An 18,843-nucleotide genomic window follows, 5' to 3' on the forward strand; every position below is an offset into this window, starting at 1 on the left:
CACGACCGGGGACCTGGCCGGGCGGGCGGTGCGGCGGCTTGGCATGCTCGCAGCGTCTCGAGGACAGCGTCGTCCGGGCGCTGTCTGCGCACGCGAGGAGGACGCCCGTGTCCACCACGGTCAGCAGGCCCGACACCGACGGAGGACCGCCCGGGGGGACCGGCCGCCGCCGGCCCACGCTCAAGAGCACCCTGGTGTGGACGGCGGTGGCGGTCGTCGGCGCCGTCGCCTGGACCGTCCTCGCGCTGTCGCGGGGTGAGTCGGTCTCGGCGCTGTGGATGCTCTTCGCCGCGCTGTGCTCCTACGCCATCGCCTACCGCTTCTACGCCCGGTTCATCGCCTACCGGGCGCTGCGCGTCGACGACCGGCGGGCCACCCCGGCCGAGCGGCTGCACAACGGCATCGACTTCGACGTCACCGACCGGCGGGTGCTCTTCGGGCACCACTTCGCCGCCATCGCCGGCGCCGGCCCGCTCGTCGGCCCGGTGCTCGCCGCCCAGATGGGCTACCTGCCCGGCACCATCTGGATCGTCGTCGGCGTCATCTTCGCCGGCGCCGTCCAGGACATGGTCGTCCTGTTCTTCTCGATGCGGCGCAACGGCAAGAGCCTGGGCCAGATGGTCCGCGAGGAGATCGGCATCGTCGGCGGCGTCGCCGCGCTGATCGCCGTCTTCGCGATCATGATCCTCATCCTGGCCGTGCTGGCGCTGATCGTGGTCAACGCGCTGGCGGAGTCGCCGTGGGGCGTCTTCTCCATCGCGCTCACCATCCCGATCGCGCTGTTCATGGGCGTCTACCTGCGGGTGCTGCGGCCCGGCCGGGTGCTCGAGGCCACCGCCATCGGCGTCGTCCTGCTGCTGCTGGCGATCGTCGGCGGCGGCTGGATCGACAACACCGGCCTGGCCGACGCCCTGACGCTGTCCAAGGAGTGGCTGGTCCTCGCCCTGGTGGTCTACGGCTTCGTCGCCTCGGTGCTGCCGGTCTGGCTGCTGCTGACCCCCCGCGACTACCTGTCGACCTTCATGAAGATCGGCGTCATCGCGCTGCTGGCGGTCAGCCTGCTCATCGCCCGCCCGGTGCTGCAGGCCGACGCGATCACCGACTTCGCCCGCGAGGGCACCGGACCGGTGTTCGCCGGGTCGCTGTTCCCGTTCGTCTTCATCACCATCGCCTGCGGCGCCCTGTCGGGCTTCCACGCCCTGATCTCCTCGGGGACGACGCCGAAGATGGTCGCCAAGGAGAGCCAGGTCCGGCTCATCGGTTACGGCGGCATGCTGATGGAGTCCTTCGTGGCCATCAGCGCGCTGATCGCCGCCGTGGTCATCGACCAGGGCCTGTACTACGCGATGAACGCCCCGGCCGGCGTGACCGGGGGGACGCCGGAGACCGCGGCCGCCTACGTCAGCGGCCTGGGCTTCCCGACGTCGGCCGCCGACCTCGCCGCCGCCTCGGCCGCGGTGCAGGAGCCGAGCCTCATCTCGCGCACCGGCGGTGCCCCGACGCTCGCCGTCGGCATCTCGGAGATCTTCAGCAACGCGTTCGGCGGGAACCTGCAGGCCTTCTGGTACCACTTCGCGATCATGTTCGAGGCGCTGTTCATCCTCACCGCCGTCGACGCCGGCACCCGCGTGGGCCGGTTCATGCTGCAGGACACCATCGGCAACGTCTGGAAGAAGTTCGGCGACCTGTCGTGGCGGCCGGGCAACATCATCGCCAGCGCGATCGTCGTCGGCCTGTGGGGCGGCATGCTCTACATCGGCGTCACCGACCCGCTGGGCGGCGTCAACCAGCTCTTCCCGCTGTTCGGCATCGCCAACCAGCTCCTCGCCGCGATCGCGCTGACCCTCTGCACGGTGCTGCTGGTCAAGCACGGCAAGCTGAAGTACGCCTGGATCACCGCCGTCCCGCTGGCCTGGGACCTGGTGGTGACGATGACGGCGAGCTGGCAGAAGGTCTTCTCCGACAACCCCGCGATCGGCTACTTCGCCCAGCGCAACCGCTACGCGACCGCGCTGGACAACGGTGAGGTCCTCGCACCGGCGCAGGACGTGGGCCAGATGCAGCAGGTGGTCACCAACTCGACCATCAACGGCGTGCTGCAGGCCTTCTTCGCGCTCCTGGTGGTCGTGGTCTTCGTCAACGCGCTGGTGGTCATCGCCCGGGCCGTCCGCGCCCGCGGGCCGCTGCCCACCACCGAGGAGCCGGCCGTCCCGTCGCGGATCGTCGAGCCCTCGGGGCTGTTCGCGACGGCGGAGGAGAAGCAGGCCATCGCCGAGCACGAGCGGCTGGTCGGCGCCGGCGCCGGTGCCCGCGGTCAGGGCACCTTCACCGAGGAGGGACCGGCCCGGTGACGGCCGACGTCGCCGGCCCGGTCCGGTCCGCCGCCGTCCGGGCCTGGCGCGGGGTGCGCTGGTACCTGCGCGAGTGGAGCGGCGAGGCGCGCTGGGACGACTACCTGGCGCACTGCGCCGCGCACGGGCACCAGCCGGTGAGCCGGCGGGAGTTCGAGCGGCGTCGCGCCGACGAGCGGGAGCGCAACCCGGTCAGCCGCTGCTGCTGAGCCGGTCCTCCGTGGCCCCGGTCCTCCACCAGGAGGCCGGGGCCGCGGCCGTCAGGCGGGGACGGGGTCGGCGCCGCCCGGTCCCGGCCGCGAGAGCCGTCCCCCGGGGGCCGGGACCGGGTCGGGGAGGCAACGGTTGGTCCCGCCCGTCCCAGGGGTGCTCCGGTGTCCCAGCAGCGGTCAGGCGGAGCGGGCGGGGTGCCGACTCCCCAGGTACGTCCCGAGGCCCGCGGGCCCGTCCGAGGAGTGCCCATGCCGTCGTCCCCCGACCGCCGTTCCCGCCGCCTCACCGAGCTGCGCGCCGGCATGTCCGTCCTGACGAGCGCGGCCGCCGACCTCGGCGTCGGCAGCCAGACCGAGGTGCGGGTGCTGCCCGACGGCCGGCTGTGGCTGACCGAGCAGGGCATCGCCGTCACCGCCTCCGACGTCTACCAGGCCGCCCGCGGGCTGGTCGCCGCCCAGCTCGACGCCATCGCGCGGGTCTCGAGTGACCCGGTCGAGGACCACGCGCTGGCCTGGCTGGTCACCCTGCAGACCAACGAGGTCATGGTCGGCATCGAGGACGAGGCGACCCGGGAGGACGACGCCGCCTGAGGCGCGGCCGCGCGGCCGGCGGCGCTCAGCCGGCCGGGCGCCGGCTGACCAGCAGGCCGATCTCGCCGTCCTGCAGCACCTCGCCGTCCTGGTCGAGCAGCGCGAACCGCCGGCGCAGGACGCCGGCGTCCCCGCGGCCGGTCGGCCGGGTCTCCAGGATCTCGACCCGGCAGCGGACCGTGGCGCCGATGCGCAGCGGCCGCCGGAACCGCCACCCGTCGACGCCGAGCAGCGCGATCGAGCACTCCTCGAAGACGCCGATCCGCGACGCCAGCCCCATCGCCACCGACAGGCCGAGCAGCCCGTGCGCGATCCGCTCGCCGAAGCGGCCCTCCCGCGCGGACTCCGCATCGGTGTGCACCGGGTTGGTGTCCCAGCTCCACCCGGCGAAGGTGACGACGTCGGCCTCGGTGATCGTGCGGGCCTGGCTGGTGAACACCTGGCCGGGGGAGAAGTCCTCGAAGTGGTGGGCCACACTCCTCCCTACCAGTGACCGGGGCGCGCGGACGAGCCACCCCGGGGAACGGTGAGTCCGCGCACAACCGGGATGCCGGCGCCCCTCGTGCGCCTTGGACCCTGCCGTGGACAACCCGTGGGGGCTCACGCGCCGCCGTGAGCTGGACTTCTGCCGGATGACGACCGCCGGCTGGTGACGCCGCCCGCCGCCGTCCCCCACCCCACGCACACCCCGAGAGGCACGTCCGTGCTCGCACGTCTCCGTTCCGTCCCCTTCGCCGCGCAGGTGCTCCTCGCGCTGGTCGCGGGCATCGCCCTGGGTCTGGTGGCCCGCGACCTCGGCCCCGTCGCCGACGGGTCGCCGAACTGGCTCACCAGCACCCTCCAGACCGTCGGCGGCACCTTCGTCACGCTGCTGAAGGTCCTCGTCCCGCCGCTGGTCGTCACCGCCGTGATCGTCAGCATCGCCAACCTGCGGCAGGTCTCCAACGCCGCCCGGCTGGCCGGCCAGACGCTGCTGTGGTTCGCGATCACCGCGCTGATCGCCGTGACCATCGGCATCGGCCTGGGCCTGCTCACCCAGCCCGGCCGCAACAGCTCCGTCGACGCCGCCGCCCAGGCCCCGCCGGAGACCACCGGTTCCTGGTGGGACTTCCTCACCGGCCTGGTGCCGGGCAACGTCCTCGGCCTGCAGACCGGCGCCGACGGCAGCCTGTCGTTCAACGTGCTGCAGCTCATCGTGCTCTCGGTCGCGGTCGGCGTCGCGGTGCTCAAGGTCGGCGAGCCGGCCGAGCCGTTCCTCGGCCTGGTCCGCTCCGCCCTGGCCGTCGTCCAGAAGCTGCTGTGGTGGGTCATCCTGCTCGCCCCGCTGGGCACCGTCGGCCTCATCGGCAACGCCGTCGCCACCTACGGCTGGGAGTCGCTGGGCTCGCTGAGCGTCTTCGCCGGTGCCGTCTACGCCGGCCTGGCGCTGGTGCTGTTCGTGGTCTACCCGGTGCTCCTGCGGCTGCACGGCCTCTCGCCGCTGCGCTGGTTCGCCGGTGCCTGGCCGGCCATCCAGCTGGCCTTCGTCTCCCGTTCCTCGATCGGCACGCTGCCGGTGACCGAGCGGGTCACCGAGCAGAGCCTGGGCGTCCCGCGGTCCTACGCCTCCTTCGCCGTGCCGCTCGGCGCGACGACGAAGATGGACGGCTGCGCGGCGATCTACCCCGCGCTCGCGGCGGTCTTCGTGGCGCAGTTCTTCGGCGTGGACCTCTCCCTCACCGACTACCTGCTCATCGCGCTGGTGTCGGTGGTCGGCTCGGCCGCCACCGCCGGCGTCACCGGCGCGGTGGTCATGCTGACCCTGACGCTGTCGACGCTGGGCCTGCCCCTGGCCGGTGTGGGCCTGCTGCTGGCGGTCGACCCGATCCTCGACATGGGCCGCACCGCGGTGAACGTGGCCGGCCAGGCGCTCGTCCCGACGATCGTGGCCAAGCGGGAGGGCATCCTCGACCTGGAGCGGTTCCGCTCCGGGCGGGCGGCCGGCCCGCTGGCCGACCCGACGGGGGTCGACGCTGACCTGCGGCAGCCCGTCACCGCCTGACCCGGACCACGACCCGACGGGCCGGGGCCTCCGCGGAGGTCCCGGCCCGTCGTCGTCGGGGGGAGCCGGTGCCGTCCGAGCGGTGACAGGATGCGGCGGTGGAGGAACTGCTGCGGGACCTCGCGCGGATCACCCTGGTGGGCAGGCCGGTCGGCGACGTCCTCACCGAGGTGGTGCAGGTGGCCGAGCGCGGGATCCCCGGCGCCGAGTCGGCCTCGGTCACCCTGCTGCGAGGGGAGGACGCCTCGACCGCGGCCTGGTCGGGAGAGCTGGCGGTGCCCGCGGAGCAGCTGCAGTACGAGCGGGGCCACGGCCCCTGCCTGGACGCCGGCCGCGGCGGGGTGGTGCTGCGGATCGACGACGTGCGCACCGAGCAGCGCTGGCCCGACTACGCCGCGCGGGTCGCCGAGCTCGGGGTGCGCAGCTCGCTGTCCCTCCCGCTGCCGTTCCAGGGCGCGGTGATCGGCGCCCTGAACACCTACTCGACGCAGCCGTCGGCGTTCGCCTCCGCCGAGGTGCTCGACGCCGCCACGACCGTGGCCGAGGTGCTCGCGGTGGCCGTCGCCAACGCGCACGAGGTCGCCCGCCTCGGCGACGAGGCGGCCCAGCTCCGCCAGGCGATGCAGTCGCGGGCGGTCATCGAGCAGGCCAAGGGCGTGCTCATGGCCCAGCACGGCGTGGACCCCGAGCGGGCGTTCGAGATCCTGCGCGAGGCCTCGATGCGCTACAACCGCAAGCTCCGCGACATCGCCACCGGCATCGTCGGCTCCGTGCAGGCGCGGGGGCAGTAGGCGGACCTGCGGAGGGGGGACCGGTGAGCGCCGGCTCCGACGTCCGCCGGGCCGCCGGCCTGGTCGTGCTGCTCGGCGCGTGGAACGACGTGGTCGTGCCGCGGCTGCCCGCCCGCGCCTACGCGCCGGTGAACGCCGCGGCCACCGCCGCCCTGCTGGCTGCGGCGCGGGCCGGGGGGATCTCCTGGGACGAGCTCGGCCTGCACCCGGGGCGGCTGCCCGCCGGCGCCCGCCGGGGCGGCGCCTGCGCCGCGGTCGTCGGGGCCGGCTACGCCGCCGCGCTGGCGGTTCCCGCGTCCCGGCCGCTGCTCGCCGACGCGCGCGTCGCGGGGCTCGGTGCGCGGGACCTGACCGCCCGGGTGCTCGTCCGCATCCCGGTCGGCACCGTGCTGTGGGAGGAGGTGGCCTTCCGCGGCGTGCTCCCGCCCGTGCTGCGGCGGGTGCTGCCGCGGCGGTGGGCGGCTGCGGCAGCGGCGGCGCTCTTCGGCCTCTGGCACGTGGCGCCCACCCGCCAGGGGCTCGCGCTCAACGGCCTGGCCGCCGACCCGCTGCGGCGGGCCACCGCGGTCACCGCCGCCTGCCTCGGCACGGCCGGCGTCGACGTCCTCTTCGCCGCGCTGCGGGAGCGCAGCGGCAGCCTGCTCGCGCCGGCGCTGCTGCACCTGGCCGCCAACGACCTCGGCGTCCTCGCCGCCGCGGTGGCCTCCCGGGGTGGCTGCGCGGTGGCGCTCCGGAGCCCAGCGCCGGACTGGTGCGCGCCGGCTGTCGCGTGAGGGCGGGTCGCCCGGCTCCCCGAACCGCACGCCCGCGACCGTGCGATCGGCCCGGTCCCCAGTCGGCGGCAGGCGCACCGTGACCGCGCGGGACGGGGTGCGTGACGGACACCCGCGCCCATCGTGGGCCGCCGCAACGAGGCGGGTCCCCTCGGTCGAGAGGGTCATCATCTCCCTGCGGCCGCCGGCCGTCTCCGGCGGCGGGAGGTGCAGGATGTACGCCCGACTGGCCACCTACCACCTGCGGGTCAGTGATCTGCAGAGCTGGCTCGAGAACCTGGAGCGGCTGATGGCCGCTCCGGACGAGGACCCGCCGGCTGTGGGGATGCTCGCTGAACTGGACGGCTGCCGAGGCGCGTGGTTCCTGGTCCACGCAGACGAGCAGACCTACGAGGAGGGCATCGCGGACGCCCGGGAGCGGCTGCAGCGGGGCGAGACCTCGATGCCGGACGAGCTCGAGCAGATGATCCTGTCGTTCTGGGACACGCGCGAGCAGGCCGACACCGTCCGAGAGCGCCTGGGCGACAGGCTGGGGCAGCTCCTGGGGTCCGTCGGAGTGACCCTCGCTCGGCCACCGGAGGCGACGACGCTGCGCGTCGAGGGCGGCCGGGCGGTGGAGCCGACCGGCTGACCGGACCCATCCGAAGGCCGCGGACGTGGCATCCGCGACGGTCCGGGGCGGAGACCGTCGGGTGCGGCGCGCGTGACGACGGGCGTTCAGCCGCACGTCGGTCCCCTCCCGACCGCCCGTCACGAGGGTGCGCGCCCGGTGCCGGACGCGGCGCAGCCCCCGCCAGGGGGATCCGGGGAGACCCTGGCGGGGGCTGCGCTTCGCGCAGGTCAGGGGCGGTGGCCCCGTCGCTCAGATGTCGTAGTACATCGCGAACTCGTGCGGGTGCGGGCGGAGGCGGATCGGGTCGATCTCGTTCTCCCGCTTGTACTCGATCCACGTCTCGATCAGGTCGGGGGTGAACACCCCGCCGTCGATCAGGTAGTCGTGGTCGACCTCGAGCCGGTCGAGGACGGCGTCCAGCGAGGCCGGGACCTTCTCGATGCCCAGGGCCTCCTCGGGCGGCAGCTCGTAGAGGTCCTTGTCCACCGGCGCCGGCGGCTCGATCTTGTTCTTGATGCCGTCGAGGCCGGCCATCAGCATCGCCGAGAAGGCGAGGTAGGGGTTGGCCGAGGGGTCGGGCACGCGGAACTCGATGCGCTTGGCCTTCGGGCTGTCGCCGGAGATCGGGATCCGGCAGCAGGCCGAGCGGTTGCGCGCCGAGTAGACCAGGTTGATCGGGGCCTCGTAGCCGGGCACCAGGCGGTGGTAGCTGTTCACCGTCGGGTTGGTGAAGGCCAGCAGCGACGGGGCGTGGGCCAGCAGGCCGCCGATGTAGTGGCGGGCGGTGTCGGACAGGCCCGCGTAGCCGGTCTCGGCGTGGAAGAGCGGCTCGCCGTCCCGCCAGAGGCTCTGGTGGCAGTGCATGCCCGAACCGTTGTCGCCGAAGAGCGGCTTGGGCATGAACGTGGCGGTCTTGCCGTGCGCCCAGGCGGTGTTCTTGATGACGTACTTGAACAGCATCAGGCTGTCGGCCGACCGCAGCAGCGTGTCGAACTTGTAGTTGATCTCGGCCTGGCCGCCGGTGCCCACCTCGTGGTGGCCGCGCTCGAGCTCGAGGCCGACGCCGATGAGGTTCTTCATCATGTCGGCGCGCAGGTCGCTCTGCTGGTCGTAGGGCTCGACCGGGAAGTAGCCGCCCTTCAGCCGCGCCTTGTAGCCGCGGTTGGGGCCGACGCCGTTCTCACCGGTCGGGGAGCCGGAGTTCCAGGCGCCCTCGACCGAGTCGATGTGGTAGTAGGCCTCGTTGATGCCGGTGTCGTACCGGATCGAGTCGAAGACGTAGAACTCCGCCTCCGGCCCGAAGTAGGCCGTGTCGGCGATGCCGCTGCTGGCCAGGTAGGCCTCGGCCTTCTTCGCCACGTTGCGCGGGTCGCGGCTGTAGGCCTCGCGCGTGATCGGGTCGTGGATGAAGAAGTTGACGTTGAGCGTCCTGTGCTTGCGGAAGGGGTCCACGAACGCGCTGTTGGCGTCGGGCAGCAGCAGCATGTCGGACTCGTTGATGGCCTGGAAGCCGCGGATCGACGAGCCGTCGAAGCCGAGACCGTCGGAGAACGTGTCCTCGCCGAAGGTCGACGCGGGGATCGTGAAGTGCTGCATGACGCCGGGCAGGTCGCAGAAGCGGACGTCGACGAACTCGACGTCGTTGTCGCGGATGTAGGCAGCGACCTCGTCGGGACTGGTGAACATCGATCCTCCGGGAGTGGGCGGACGGCCTTCGGCCAAGCTACGAGCGGGGGGTTGCCCCGCGGTGTCCCGTCTGTTTCGGCGCGGTAACAACGCCCCCGGCGTGTCGGCGCCCGTCGTCGTCCCGGCTCGGAGGGGCCGGCTGCAGGCGCGTCCTACGCTGGGGGCATGGTCGGGGACGCGCAGCCACCCTCTCAGGGCCGCCGCCGCGGCGCCTCCCTGGGGCTCCCGTCCGACGGGCCCGGCTCGCTGGCCACCTTCGGCACCCGCGTGCTCGCCTTCCTCGTCGACGCGGTGCTCTCGGCGGTCCTCGCCGGCCTGTTCACCGCGCCGGACCTGCCGGGCAACTGGAGCCTGCTGTCCTTCGCCGTCGTCTACGTCGTGTCCCTCGTCGCCGTCGGGCAGACGCCGGGCATGCGGCTGCTCGGCCTGCGGCTGGCCCACGACCGGCCGGCGGCGCGGCTGGCGCTGTGGCGGGCCGTCGTCCGCACCGGGCTGCTGATGCTGCTGGTCCCGGCGCTGGTCGTCGACGCCGACGGCCGCGGGCTGCACGACCGCCTCACCGACACCGCCGTCGTCCGCGAGCGCTGAAGGACCACCGTGCCCCCCACCGCTCGCAGGCTCGCGGCGGGACCCCGCACGATGGCCGTGAGACGGGAACGGCCCGCCGACCACCGCGCCGTCGGCGACGTCCACCGGGCGGCCTTCCCGACGCCGGTGGAGGCGCGGCTGGTCGAGGAGCTGCGCGAGGACGCCGGGTTCCTCCCGCACCTGTCCCTCGTGGCCGTGGACGGCGACGACGTCGTCGGGCACGTCCTGGCCACCCGCGGGTGGATCGAGCCGCTCGGCGCACCTGCGCTCGGGCTCGGCCCGCTCGGCGTGCGGCCGGACAGGCAGGGCCGCGGGACGGGCACGGTGCTGGTGCACGCGCTGCTCGCCGTCGCCGAGGCGGCGGGGGAGCGCCTGGTCACGCTGCTCGGGTCGCCGGCCTACTACGGGCGCTTCGGCTTCCGGGCGGCGTCCGACCTCGGCCTCGCCCCGCCCGACCCGGCGTGGGGCGCGCACTTCCAGGCCCGCCGGCTCGACGGGCCCGAGCAGCGCGGCACCTTCCGCTACGCCGCGCCCTTCGACCGGCTGTGACGGCCACCCCGCGGGGAGCAGGGTGGTCCGTCCTCAGCGGCGGCGGACCTGCCGGGAGCTGACCGACATCTGCCGGCCGCCGGGCAGCGGGCCGCCGGGGACGGGCATCCGCGGACCGCCGAGCGCGGACATCCGCCGGCCGAGGCTGTTGACCTCGGCGGCCGAGAGGTTGCGCGGCAGCTTCATCACGTGGGTGCTGAGCCTGCGCAGGGGCACCTGCCCCTCCTCGTCGCCCACCATGACGTCGTAGATCGGGGTGTCGCCGACGACGCGGGCGATCTTCTTCTTCTCCTGGGCGATCAGGCCGCGGACGCGGGCGGGGGAGCCCTCGCCGACCAGGATGATCCCGGGGCGGCCGAGCACGCGGTGCACGCTGTCGAGCTGGGTGGTGCCGGCGACGCCCGCGCTGACCCGCCAGTCGCCGCGCATGCCCTCGAGCACCCAGGCGGCCGCGCCCGGCTGGCCCTCCACCTGGCGGTAGGCCGAGCCCTGCGCCCGGCGGCCGAACACGATCATCGCGGCCATCAGGCCGAGGACGATCGCCAGCGGCAGGAGCAGGAACGGTGCGCCGAAGAGGATCGCCAGCAGCTCCACGACGCCGGCCACCGCCACGAAGGCGATGAGCATCAGCCAGGGCAGCTTGGGGTCGTTCTTCCGCGTGAGCGAGTAGGCCTGCTTGATCATGCGGACCTGGTTGCCGACCCTCTTCAGGCGCCCGACCTTGGGCTGACCGTCCGCGCCGGCCTTGCCCTTGGCCTTGGTGTCCTTGCCGGCGGTGCCCTTCGCGGAGGCGGCCGTGGCCCCGGCGGCAGCGCCCGAGGACCGGCCGCGCCCCGCGGCGGGGCCGCGCCCCGCCTTGCCGGCGGGCGCGGGGGAGTCTGTGGGCTTGCTGCGTGCCATGTCCCCAGGATAGGGGCGTGCGGGCAGCAGTCCGGTCGGCGCGGCGGGAGTTCAGCCCCGAGGAGCGAGACCGCGGGCCTCCACGGCCTGCTGGTAGAGCCGCCCGGCCCGGTAGGAGCTGCGCACCAGCGGCCCGGCGAGCACGCCCGGGAAGCCGATCTCCTCGGCCTGCTGCTGGAAGCCGACGAACTCCTCGGGCTTGACCCAGCGGACGACGGGGTGGTGCCGCGGCGAGGGCCGCAGGTACTGGGTGATGGTGAGCAGGTCGCAGCCGGCCTCGTGCAGGGCGCGCATCGTCTCCAGCACCTCGTGGGGCTCCTCGCCCATGCCGAGGATGAGGTTGGACTTGGTCACCAGCCCGGCCTCCCGGGCGGCGGTGATCACCGCGAGCGACCGCTCGAAGCGGAAGCCCGGCCGGATCCGCTTGAAGATCCGCGGCACGGTCTCCACGTTGTGCGCGAGCACCTCCGGCCGCGAGGAGAACACCTCGGCGAGCTGCGCGGGCTCGGCGTTGAAGTCGGGGATGAGCAGCTCGACGCCACAGCCGGGGACGGCGGCGTGGATCTGCCGGACTGTCTCGGCGTAGAGCCAGGCCCCGCCGTCGGGCAGGTCGTCGCGGGCGACCCCGGTGACGGTGGCGTAGCGCAGCTGCATCGCGGCCACGCTCTCGGCCACGCGGCGGGGCTCGTCGGCGTCGAACTCGGCCGGCTTGCCGGTGTCGATCTGGCAGAAGTCACAGCGCCGGGTGCACTGGTCGCCACCGATGAGGAAGGTGGCCTCCCGGTCCTCCCAGCACTCGTAGATGTTGGGGCAACCGGCTTCTTCGCAGACGGTGTGCAGGCCCTCGCGGCGGACCAGCGACTTGAGCTCGGTGTACTCCGGGCCGGTCTTGAGCCGGGTCTTGATCCAGTCGGGCTTGCGCTCGATCGGGACCTGGCTGTTGCGGACCTCCAGGCGCAGCAGCTTGCGTCCGGCGGGCTCGACCTTCGCGGGGGGAGTGGGCACCGCCGTCTCGCTCATGACCAGCACGGTACCCCCGGACGCGCACCGCCCCCGCTGCCTCGGGAGGCAGCGGGGGCGGTGTGGGAGAGCTCTCGGCGCGGCTCAGGCCTGGCCGGCTCCGGGCGGGCCGGCGGTCGGGCCGGCGTCCTGGGCGCCGCCACCGCTGGTGTACGGCTCGGGGGCGGTCTGCGTCGGGTCGGTCTCGCCGGCGGCGTCGTCACCGGCCACGAGCTGCGCGTCGCGGATGCCCATGTCGGACTCGTTGGGCGCGGAGTCGCCGGCCTCCCACTGGGCGCTGGAGACGGTCTTGCCGGCGTTGTCGTTGCTCGGGGAACTGGGCACGGGGTCCTCTCGGTAGCTCGGCACGGGCCCGTCACCGGCAGGGGCCGGCGTCCACGGGTCCGCCTTCTTCCGGCGCAGCAGCACGAAGGCCACCGCCCCGGCGACGAGGGCGGCGACGACCCACGGCCAGCGGCGCGGCTCGGGCGCGAGCCCGGCCCTCCGCGTGGTCCGCGCGGCCGTCCGCGCCGCCCTCGTCCTCGTGTCCCTACCCGTTCTCGCCGACTTCGTGCGCAGGTCGGCCGTCGCCTTCGTGGTGGTGGCGACGAGCTCGGCGCGGCGGTGCTCGAGCTCGCCGAGGGCGGCCTCGACACCGGCGGCCAGGGTGCCCCGGGCGTGCTCGAGGGCGGGCCCGACCGCGTCGCGGGCGGCGACGACGCGGGGCGCGACCTCGGTGGTCAGGGCCTTGCGGGTGGCCGCCGAGGCGGCCTCCACGTGCGGGGCGAGGTCGGCGGCGGCCCGGGCGGCCACGGCACCCGCCGCGGTGAGCGCGGAGGTGACGGCGGGACCGGCGGCACCGCGGGCGGCCTCCAGGCGCGGGGTCAGGGCCTCGACGGCGGCGTCGACCCGCTCGCGGGCCAGCTCCAGCACGGGGCCGGCCGCGTCGCGGGCGGACTCCACCCGGGGCGAGAGCGCCTCCCGGGCGGAGGCGAGCGCCGGGGCGGCGACGGCGACGGCAGCGGCGACCTTCGGGACGACGACGTCGCGGGCGGCGTCGAGGGCGGGACCGGCCGCGTCACGGGCCGCCTCGACGCGCGGGGCGAGCTGCTCGGCAGCGGCCCGCGACGCCTCGGTCACGGCGGCGCCCAGGTGGCTGAACCCCTCCTGGAGCTCGGCCCCGATGACCTGGCCGCGGGTTTGACTACGGGACACGGGATGGACCTCCGGGTTGATCGACTCCGGCCATCCTGCCCGGTCCCGCTGGCGGGCACACCCCGGGGGAGCGCGGCCCCCGGCGGTCACACGCGGTGGCTGGACCCGCCCGTGCGCGTGCCGGCCAGCCACCCGACGAAGTCGGCGACGGGCATCGGCCGGGCGATGGCGTAGCCCTGCGCGACGTCGCAGCCGAGGTCGGCCAGCCGCCGTCCGGTGGCGAGGTCCTCCACGCCCTCGGCGACCAGGCTCAGCCCCAGGTCGTGCGCCAGCGCGGCGGTGTGCCGCACGATCGCCGCGGCCCGCTCGTCGCGGTCGACGTCGGCGGTCAGGCTGCGGTCGAGCTTGAGCTCGTCGGCGGGCAGGTGCCGGAGGTAGGCCAGCGAGCTGTAGCCGGTGCCGTAGTCGTCGATGGACGTGCGCACGCCGAGCCGGCGCAGCTCGCCGAGCACCCGGCGGCCGCGCTCGGGGTCGGCCATGAGGGTGTCCTCGACCAGCTCCAGGGTCAGCGCCTGCGGGGGCAGCCCCCGGCGGCCGAGGGCGGCGGCCACCTTGGCCGGCAGGTCCAGGTCGGCGACGTTGGCCGCCGACAGGTTGACCGAGACCGGCACCCGGTGCTCGGCCCACCACAGGGCGACCGCGTCCAGCGACCGGTCGAGCACCGCGTCGGTGAGCGGGCGCAGCAGCCCCGCCTGCTCGGCGGCGGGCAGCACGAACGCGGGGCTGAGCAGCCCGCGCGTGGGGTGCTGCCAGCGCAGCAGCGCCTCGACGCCGACCGGCCGGCCGTCGTCCATCGCGACCTGCGGCTGCAGGTGCACGATCAGCTCGTCCTCGACCAGCGCGGTGCGCAGCTCCTCCATGGTGCGCAGCCGGTCACCGGAGTCGCTGCCCGGGTCGGGCACGTACACCTGGACGCCGGTGCGCCCGGACTTGGCCGCGTACATGGCCACGTCGGCGCAGCGCAGCAGCTCCTGGACGTCGTCGGCGGGCACCGGGGCGGTGGACACGCCGATGCTGACGCCGACGTGCAGCCGGATGCCCCCGACCGGGAAGGGCTGGCGGAGCAGCCCGTCGACCACGCCGGCGAAGTCGGCCGCGGTCTCGAGGTCCGTGCCGGGCAGCAGCACGGCGAACTCGTCGCCACCGAGGCGGGCCAGCACCTCGCCGGGCCGCAGCGCGGGGGTCAGCCGCGGGCCGACCTGGCGCAGCAGCTCGTCGCCGGCGCTGTGGCCGAGGCTGTCGTTGACCTCCTTGAAGCCGTCGAGGTCGAGCAGCAGCAGGGCCGCGGGCCGCGCGGTGGTGGCCGCGGCGACGACGTCGCGGGCGGCCTCGAGCAGCGCGCGCCGGTTGGGCAGGCCGGTCAGCTCGTCGGTGCGGGCCTCGAGCTTGACCTCGCGGATCGTGCGGACCTCGCGGAAGGTGACCGCCGTCCGGGCCAGCGCGGCCAGGACGCACCCGATCGCGGCCCACGCCGCCCACGGCGACATCCGGTCGCCCCAGCCGAGGCCGAGCACGAAGAGGCTGGCCAGGTTGCACACCAGCGGGACGGCGAGCACCCGCCAGCCCACCTGGGTGTCGGCCTCGCGCGACGGGGGGACCGTCCGGTCGCTGCGGTGGGCGGCCAGCGCCATGAGCAGCATGCCGCTGAGCCAGGTGAGGTCGAGCGGGCCGCCCTCGACGTAGTCCCCCACGGTGGCCAGGTCGAGGTAGACGATGTCGCCGACCAGGTTGGCCACGATGCCGCCCCCGAGCAGCAGCAGCGCGGGGTCGCGGCGCACGCCGAGGATCGCCGACACGGCGACGAGGACGGCGAGCAGCACGACGTCGGCCACGGGGTAGGCCAGGTTGGTGACGACGGCGGCGAGACTGCCCTCGGTCAGGCGCAGGGCCGGCTCCAGCAGCACCGCGACGGCCACGGCCGTGGCGCCCAGGGCGCCGATCCCGCCGTCGAGCCACATGCTCGCGTGGAAGCGCTGCACGCGGGTGCGGATGAGGGCGATGAGCGCGACGTACAGCGGCACGAAGTAGCCGAGGTAGAAGAAGTCGGCCAGCGAGGGGTAGGGCTCGTAGGTCAGCCGGGCGATGACCAGCGTGTAGACGAGGTTGCCGACGGTGTTGAGCACGAAGGCGACGGCCAGGCTGGTCCAGGCGAGGCGCTCCGCGCGGTTGCGGCGGGCGGCGAGGACGCAGACGACGGCGGCCAGCAGGCAGACGGCGTTGTAGAGGACCAGGTCGTAGGCCAGGGCCCACGCCTCGCCGTCCGGACGCGGTCCGACGCCGGTGGCGAAGAGCGCGAGGACGAGGCCGATCGAGCCCAGGGTCCAGCGGGAGCCGCGACGGTCGGGCTCTCTCTCCGCGTTCGATCGCACACGATCGGTCTCGGCAGGGCGGGACGGGGACTACAGCCCGGTCCGCCGCCGGTTCACCCTCCCGGGTGGTGTGCACGGGACGGCGGCCGGCCGCATCCGCGCGCGTCCCGCCGGTGCGGCGGAGTAGGCTCGCGCGCGTGATCGGGCAGCTGCTCCTTCGCCGGCCGTGCTGATCTGACCGACGCAGACAGCACGGCGACCCCTCCTGCGCGAGGGGTTTTTTTCTGCCCGCCGCACGACCGCCGAGGAGAACCGCGACCATGAGCCAGACGGTCAGCCAGCCCGCCACCGACCCGGCCGGCGAGGGCGTCCCGCCGCACCGCTACACGCCGGCGCTGGCGCAGCGGATCGAGCTGGAGTGGCAGGACCGCTGGGAGCGCGAGGGCACCTTCCACACGCCCAACCCGACGGGGCGGCTGGCGGAGGGCTTCGAGCGGGTCGCCGACCGGCCCAAGGCCTTCCTGATGGACATGTTCCCGTACCCCTCGGGCGCCGGGCTGCACGTCGGGCACCCGCTGGGCTACCTGGGCACCGACGTGACCAGCCGGTTCCTGCGGATGGACGGCCGCAACGTGCTGCACCCGATGGGCTACGACGCCTTCGGCCTGCCCGCCGAGCAGTACGCCGTCCAGACCGGGCAGCACCCGCGGATCACCACCGAGGCCAACATCGCCGCGATCCGCGCGCAGCTGCGCCGGCTGGGCGTCGACCACGACGAGCGGCGCACCTTCGCCACCATCGACCCCGGCTACTACCGGTGGACGCAGTGGATCTTCCTGAAGATCTTCGGCGCCTGGTTCGACGAGGAGGCCGGCCGCGCCCGCCCGGTGGAGGAGCTGGTCGCCGAGCTGGACGCCGGCACGCGCGAGCCGGCGCCGGGCACCAACCCGACGGGGCGGCCGTGGGCGGAGCTGCCCGACGCCGACAAGCGCCGCGTGGTCGACGCGCACCGGCTGGCCTACCTGCACCAGGCGCCGGTCAACTGGTGCCCGGGCCTGGGGACGGTGCTGTCCAACGAGGAGGTCACCCCCGACGGCCGGTCCGAGCGGGGCAACTTCCCGGTGTTCCGGCGCCCGCTGACCCAGTGGATGATGCGGATCACCGCCTACGCCGAGCGGCTGCTGGCCGACCTGGACCGGCTGGACTGGTCGGACTCGGTCAAGCAGATGCAGCGCAACTGGATCGGCCGCTCGACCGGCGCGCGGATCCGCTTCGCGGCCGGTGAGCAGGCGATCGAGGTCTTCACCACCCGCCCGGACACCCTGTTCGGCGCCACCTACGTGGTGCTGGCCCCCGAGCACCCGCTGGTCGAGGCGCTGACCGCGGACGCCTGGCCCGACGGCACCGACCCGCGGTGGACCGGCGGCGCGGCCACCCCCGGCGAGGCGGTGCGCGAGTACCAGCGGCAGGCCTCCCGCCGCTCGGAGCTGGACCGGCAGAACGAGGCCCGGGAGAAGACCGGCGTCTGGCTGGGCACGACCGCCGTCAACCCGGTCACCGGCCGCGAGCTGCCGGTGTTCGTCGCCGACTACGTGCTGACCGGCTACGGCACCGGGGCGATCATGGCGGTGCCGGGCGAGGACAGCCGCGACTGGGAGTTCGCCGCCGTCTTCGGCCTGCCGGTGGTGCGCACCGTGCAGCCGCCGGAGGGCTTCGAGGGCGGCGCGTACACCGGCAGCGGCCCGATGGTGAACTCGTCGAACGAGCACGTGTCGCTGGACGGCCTGACCGACAAGGCCACGGCGATCGCCCGGATGACCGAGTGGCTGGTGGCCGCCGGCCACGGCGAGGCGACGACCACCTACAAGCTGCGCGACTGGCTGTTCAGCCGGCAGCGCTACTGGGGCGAGCCGTTCCCGGTCGTCTACGCCGTCGACGGGGACGACGCCGGCCTGCCGCGGGCGGTGCCGGAGTCGCTGCTGCCGGTGCTGCTGCCCGAGGTCGACGACTACTCGCCGAAGACCTTCGCCGACGACGACGCCGAGTCCGCTCCCGAGCCGCCGCTGTCGCGGGTCCCCGAGTGGACGACGGTGGAGCTGGACCTGGGCGACGGCCTGCGGACCTACCGCCGCGAGACCAACACGATGCCCAACTGGGCGGGGTCGTGCTGGTACTACCTGCGCTACCTGGACCCGGGCGACGACGCGCAGATGGTCGACCCGGAGCTGGAGCGCTACTGGCTGGGGCCGCGCTCGCCGGGCGACGTCGGCGGCGTCGACCTGTACGTGGGCGGCATGGAGCACGCGGTGCTGCACCTGCTGTACGCCCGGTTCTGGCACAAGGTGCTGCACGACCTGGGCTACGTGTCCAGCGAGGAGCCGTTCCGGCGGCTGGTCAACCAGGGCTACATCTCCGCCTACGCCTACACCGACGAGCGCGGCTTCTACGTGCCGGCCGCCGACGTGGTCGAGGAGGACGGGCGGTTCCTCTACGAGGGCAGGCCGGTCAACCGGGAGTACGGGAAGATCGGCAAGAGCCTCAAGAACATGGTGACGCCCGACGAGATGATCGGGGCCTACGGCGCCGACACCTTCCGGGTCTACGAGATGTCGACCGGGCCGCTGGAGCAGTCGCGGCCGTGGGACACCAAGGCCGTCGTCGGCTCGCAGCGCCTGCTGCAGCGAATCTGGCGGGTGGTGGTCGACGAGGCGACCGGCGCGGTCCGCGTGGACGACGCCACGCCCTCGGACGACGTGCTGCGGGCGCTGCACCGGGCGATCGCCGGCGTCCGGGACGGCATGGCCACGCTGCGGTTCAACGTGGCCATCGCCCGCATCGCCGAGCTGACCAACGCGCTGACCGCGACCTACGGCGCCGACGCAGCCGTGCCGCGCTCGGTGGCCGAGCCGCTGGTGCTGCTGGTCTCGCCGCTGGCCCCGCACCTGGGCGAGGAGCTGTGGGCCCGGCTGGGCCACGACTCCTCGGTCGCCTGGGCGGGGTTCCCGGTGGCCGACGAGCAGTGGCTGGTCGAGGACACCGTCGAGGTCGCCGTGCAGGTCAACGGGAAGGTGCGGGCGCAGGTGAGCGTGCCGGCCGGTGCCGACGCCGCGGCCCTGGAGGCCGTGGCGCGGGCCGACGAGCGGGTCGCCGTGCAGCTGGCCGGTAAGACGGTGCGGCGGGTGGTCGCCGTCCCGGGCCGGCTGGTCAACTTCGTCGTCGCCTGAG

Annotated in this window: 16 protein-coding genes; 10 read left to right on the forward strand and 6 right to left on the reverse strand. The window is 74.4% G+C overall.

Going from position 1 to position 18,843, the window contains the following annotated elements; all coding sequences use genetic code 11:
• Nucleotides 1-107 precede the first annotated feature (107 nt).
• The 3 genes from BMZ33_RS11230 to BMZ33_RS23265 all read left to right on the forward strand — a co-directional run bounded on the left by BMZ33_RS11230 (nucleotide 108) and on the right by BMZ33_RS23265 (nucleotide 3,154).
• Nucleotides 108-2,351: a carbon starvation CstA family protein gene (locus BMZ33_RS11230; protein WP_091110147.1), complete on the forward strand. Its 2,244-nt coding sequence runs from the start codon at nucleotides 108-110 to the stop codon at nucleotides 2,349-2,351.
• Nucleotides 2,348-2,560, forward strand: coding sequence for a CstA-like transporter-associated (seleno)protein (locus BMZ33_RS11235; RefSeq protein ID WP_091110149.1), 213 nt, complete (start codon nucleotides 2,348-2,350; stop codon nucleotides 2,558-2,560). The genes BMZ33_RS11230 and BMZ33_RS11235 overlap by 4 nt, the downstream gene beginning before the upstream one ends.
• Nucleotides 2,561-2,812: 252 nt before the next feature.
• Nucleotides 2,813-3,154: a hypothetical protein gene (locus tag BMZ33_RS23265; protein WP_169064179.1), complete on the forward strand. Its 342-nt coding sequence runs from the start codon at nucleotides 2,813-2,815 to the stop codon at nucleotides 3,152-3,154.
• Nucleotides 3,155-3,179: 25 nt separating this feature from the next.
• On the opposite strand, the gene BMZ33_RS11245 is transcribed toward BMZ33_RS23265, so the two are convergent.
• The gene (locus tag BMZ33_RS11245) at nucleotides 3,180-3,629 is read right to left on the reverse strand and encodes a MaoC/PaaZ C-terminal domain-containing protein (RefSeq protein WP_091110155.1); all 450 of its coding nucleotides are present in this window, start codon (nucleotides 3,627-3,629) and stop codon (nucleotides 3,180-3,182) included.
• A 228-nt stretch (nucleotides 3,630-3,857) separates the two neighbouring features.
• Here BMZ33_RS11245 and BMZ33_RS11250 point away from each other — a divergent pair, with 228 nt between their 5' ends.
• The 4 genes from BMZ33_RS11250 (at nucleotide 3,858) to BMZ33_RS11265 (ending at nucleotide 7,390) form a co-directional block, all read left to right on the forward strand.
• A complete protein-coding gene (locus BMZ33_RS11250; RefSeq protein ID WP_091110885.1) occupies nucleotides 3,858-5,195 on the forward strand; it encodes a dicarboxylate/amino acid:cation symporter in 1,338 nt (445 codons plus the stop codon).
• Between the two features lie 98 nt (nucleotides 5,196-5,293).
• The gene (locus BMZ33_RS11255; protein WP_091110157.1) at nucleotides 5,294-5,986 is read left to right on the forward strand and encodes a GAF and ANTAR domain-containing protein; all 693 of its coding nucleotides are present in this window, start codon (nucleotides 5,294-5,296) and stop codon (nucleotides 5,984-5,986) included.
• 23 nt (nucleotides 5,987-6,009) lie between these two features.
• A complete protein-coding gene (locus tag BMZ33_RS11260; protein WP_169064180.1) occupies nucleotides 6,010-6,759 on the forward strand; it encodes a CPBP family intramembrane glutamic endopeptidase in 750 nt (249 codons plus the stop codon).
• 214 nt (nucleotides 6,760-6,973) lie between these two features.
• Nucleotides 6,974-7,390: a hypothetical protein gene (locus BMZ33_RS11265; RefSeq protein ID WP_091110160.1), complete on the forward strand. Its 417-nt coding sequence runs from the start codon at nucleotides 6,974-6,976 to the stop codon at nucleotides 7,388-7,390.
• A gap of 231 nt (nucleotides 7,391-7,621) precedes the next feature.
• Here the strand turns inward: BMZ33_RS11265 and glnA are convergent, their stop codons facing one another.
• Nucleotides 7,622-9,058 (reverse strand): type I glutamate--ammonia ligase, encoded by a 1,437-nt coding sequence (gene glnA, locus BMZ33_RS11270; RefSeq protein ID WP_091110162.1) that lies wholly within the window; start codon nucleotides 9,056-9,058, stop codon nucleotides 7,622-7,624.
• A 165-nt stretch (nucleotides 9,059-9,223) separates the two neighbouring features.
• Here glnA and BMZ33_RS11275 point away from each other — a divergent pair, with 165 nt between their 5' ends.
• Together BMZ33_RS11275 and BMZ33_RS11280 are read left to right on the forward strand one after the other, a co-directional pair.
• A complete protein-coding gene (locus tag BMZ33_RS11275; protein WP_091110164.1) occupies nucleotides 9,224-9,646 on the forward strand; it encodes an RDD family protein in 423 nt (140 codons plus the stop codon).
• 57 nt (nucleotides 9,647-9,703) lie between these two features.
• Nucleotides 9,704-10,195, forward strand: coding sequence for a GNAT family N-acetyltransferase (locus BMZ33_RS11280; protein ID WP_169064181.1), 492 nt, complete (start codon nucleotides 9,704-9,706; stop codon nucleotides 10,193-10,195).
• A gap of 33 nt (nucleotides 10,196-10,228) precedes the next feature.
• Here BMZ33_RS11280 and BMZ33_RS11285 read toward each other — a convergent pair whose 3' ends face one another.
• From BMZ33_RS11285 to BMZ33_RS11300, 4 genes are all read right to left on the reverse strand, one after another.
• Nucleotides 10,229-11,095, reverse strand: a complete 867-nt coding sequence (locus BMZ33_RS11285; protein WP_091110170.1) for a DUF4191 domain-containing protein — start codon at nucleotides 11,093-11,095, stop codon at nucleotides 10,229-10,231.
• Between the two features lie 51 nt (nucleotides 11,096-11,146).
• Entirely contained in the window at nucleotides 11,147-12,115 is a 969-nt protein-coding gene (lipA, locus tag BMZ33_RS11290; RefSeq protein WP_091110891.1) for a lipoyl synthase, read from the reverse strand.
• An 84-nt stretch (nucleotides 12,116-12,199) separates the two neighbouring features.
• Nucleotides 12,200-13,309, reverse strand: coding sequence for a hypothetical protein (locus BMZ33_RS11295; RefSeq protein ID WP_136697281.1), 1,110 nt, complete (start codon nucleotides 13,307-13,309; stop codon nucleotides 12,200-12,202).
• Between the two features lie 86 nt (nucleotides 13,310-13,395).
• A complete protein-coding gene (locus BMZ33_RS11300; RefSeq protein ID WP_091110175.1) occupies nucleotides 13,396-15,678 on the reverse strand; it encodes a putative bifunctional diguanylate cyclase/phosphodiesterase in 2,283 nt (760 codons plus the stop codon).
• A 260-nt stretch (nucleotides 15,679-15,938) separates the two neighbouring features.
• Between BMZ33_RS11300 and leuS the strand changes: the two genes are divergently transcribed.
• Nucleotides 15,939-18,842: a leucine--tRNA ligase gene (leuS, locus tag BMZ33_RS11305; protein WP_091110180.1), complete on the forward strand. Its 2,904-nt coding sequence runs from the start codon at nucleotides 15,939-15,941 to the stop codon at nucleotides 18,840-18,842.
• Nucleotide 18,843 lies beyond the last annotated feature (1 nt).

Source organism: Geodermatophilus dictyosporus (genome assembly GCF_900115505.1).
Classification (GTDB): domain Bacteria; phylum Actinomycetota; class Actinomycetes; order Mycobacteriales; family Geodermatophilaceae; genus Geodermatophilus; species Geodermatophilus dictyosporus.

Bases quoted from the DNA above. Each gene is read 5' to 3' on its own strand.
- lipA (WP_091110891.1), bottom strand. From the start codon at position 12,115: ATGAGCGAGACGGCGGTGCCCACTCCCCCCGCGAAGGTCGAGCCCGCC.
- BMZ33_RS11285 (WP_091110170.1), bottom strand. From the start codon at position 11,095: ATGGCACGCAGCAAGCCCACAGACTCCCCCGCGCCCGCCGGCAAGGCG.
- BMZ33_RS11265 (WP_091110160.1), top strand. From the start codon at position 6,974: ATGTACGCCCGACTGGCCACCTACCACCTGCGGGTCAGTGATCTGCAG.
- glnA (WP_091110162.1), bottom strand. From the start codon at position 9,058: ATGTTCACCAGTCCCGACGAGGTCGCTGCCTACATCCGCGACAACGAC.
- BMZ33_RS11275 (WP_091110164.1), top strand. From the start codon at position 9,224: ATGGTCGGGGACGCGCAGCCACCCTCTCAGGGCCGCCGCCGCGGCGCC.
- BMZ33_RS23265 (WP_169064179.1), top strand. From the start codon at position 2,813: ATGCCGTCGTCCCCCGACCGCCGTTCCCGCCGCCTCACCGAGCTGCGC.
- leuS (WP_091110180.1), top strand. From the start codon at position 15,939: ATGAGCCAGACGGTCAGCCAGCCCGCCACCGACCCGGCCGGCGAGGGC.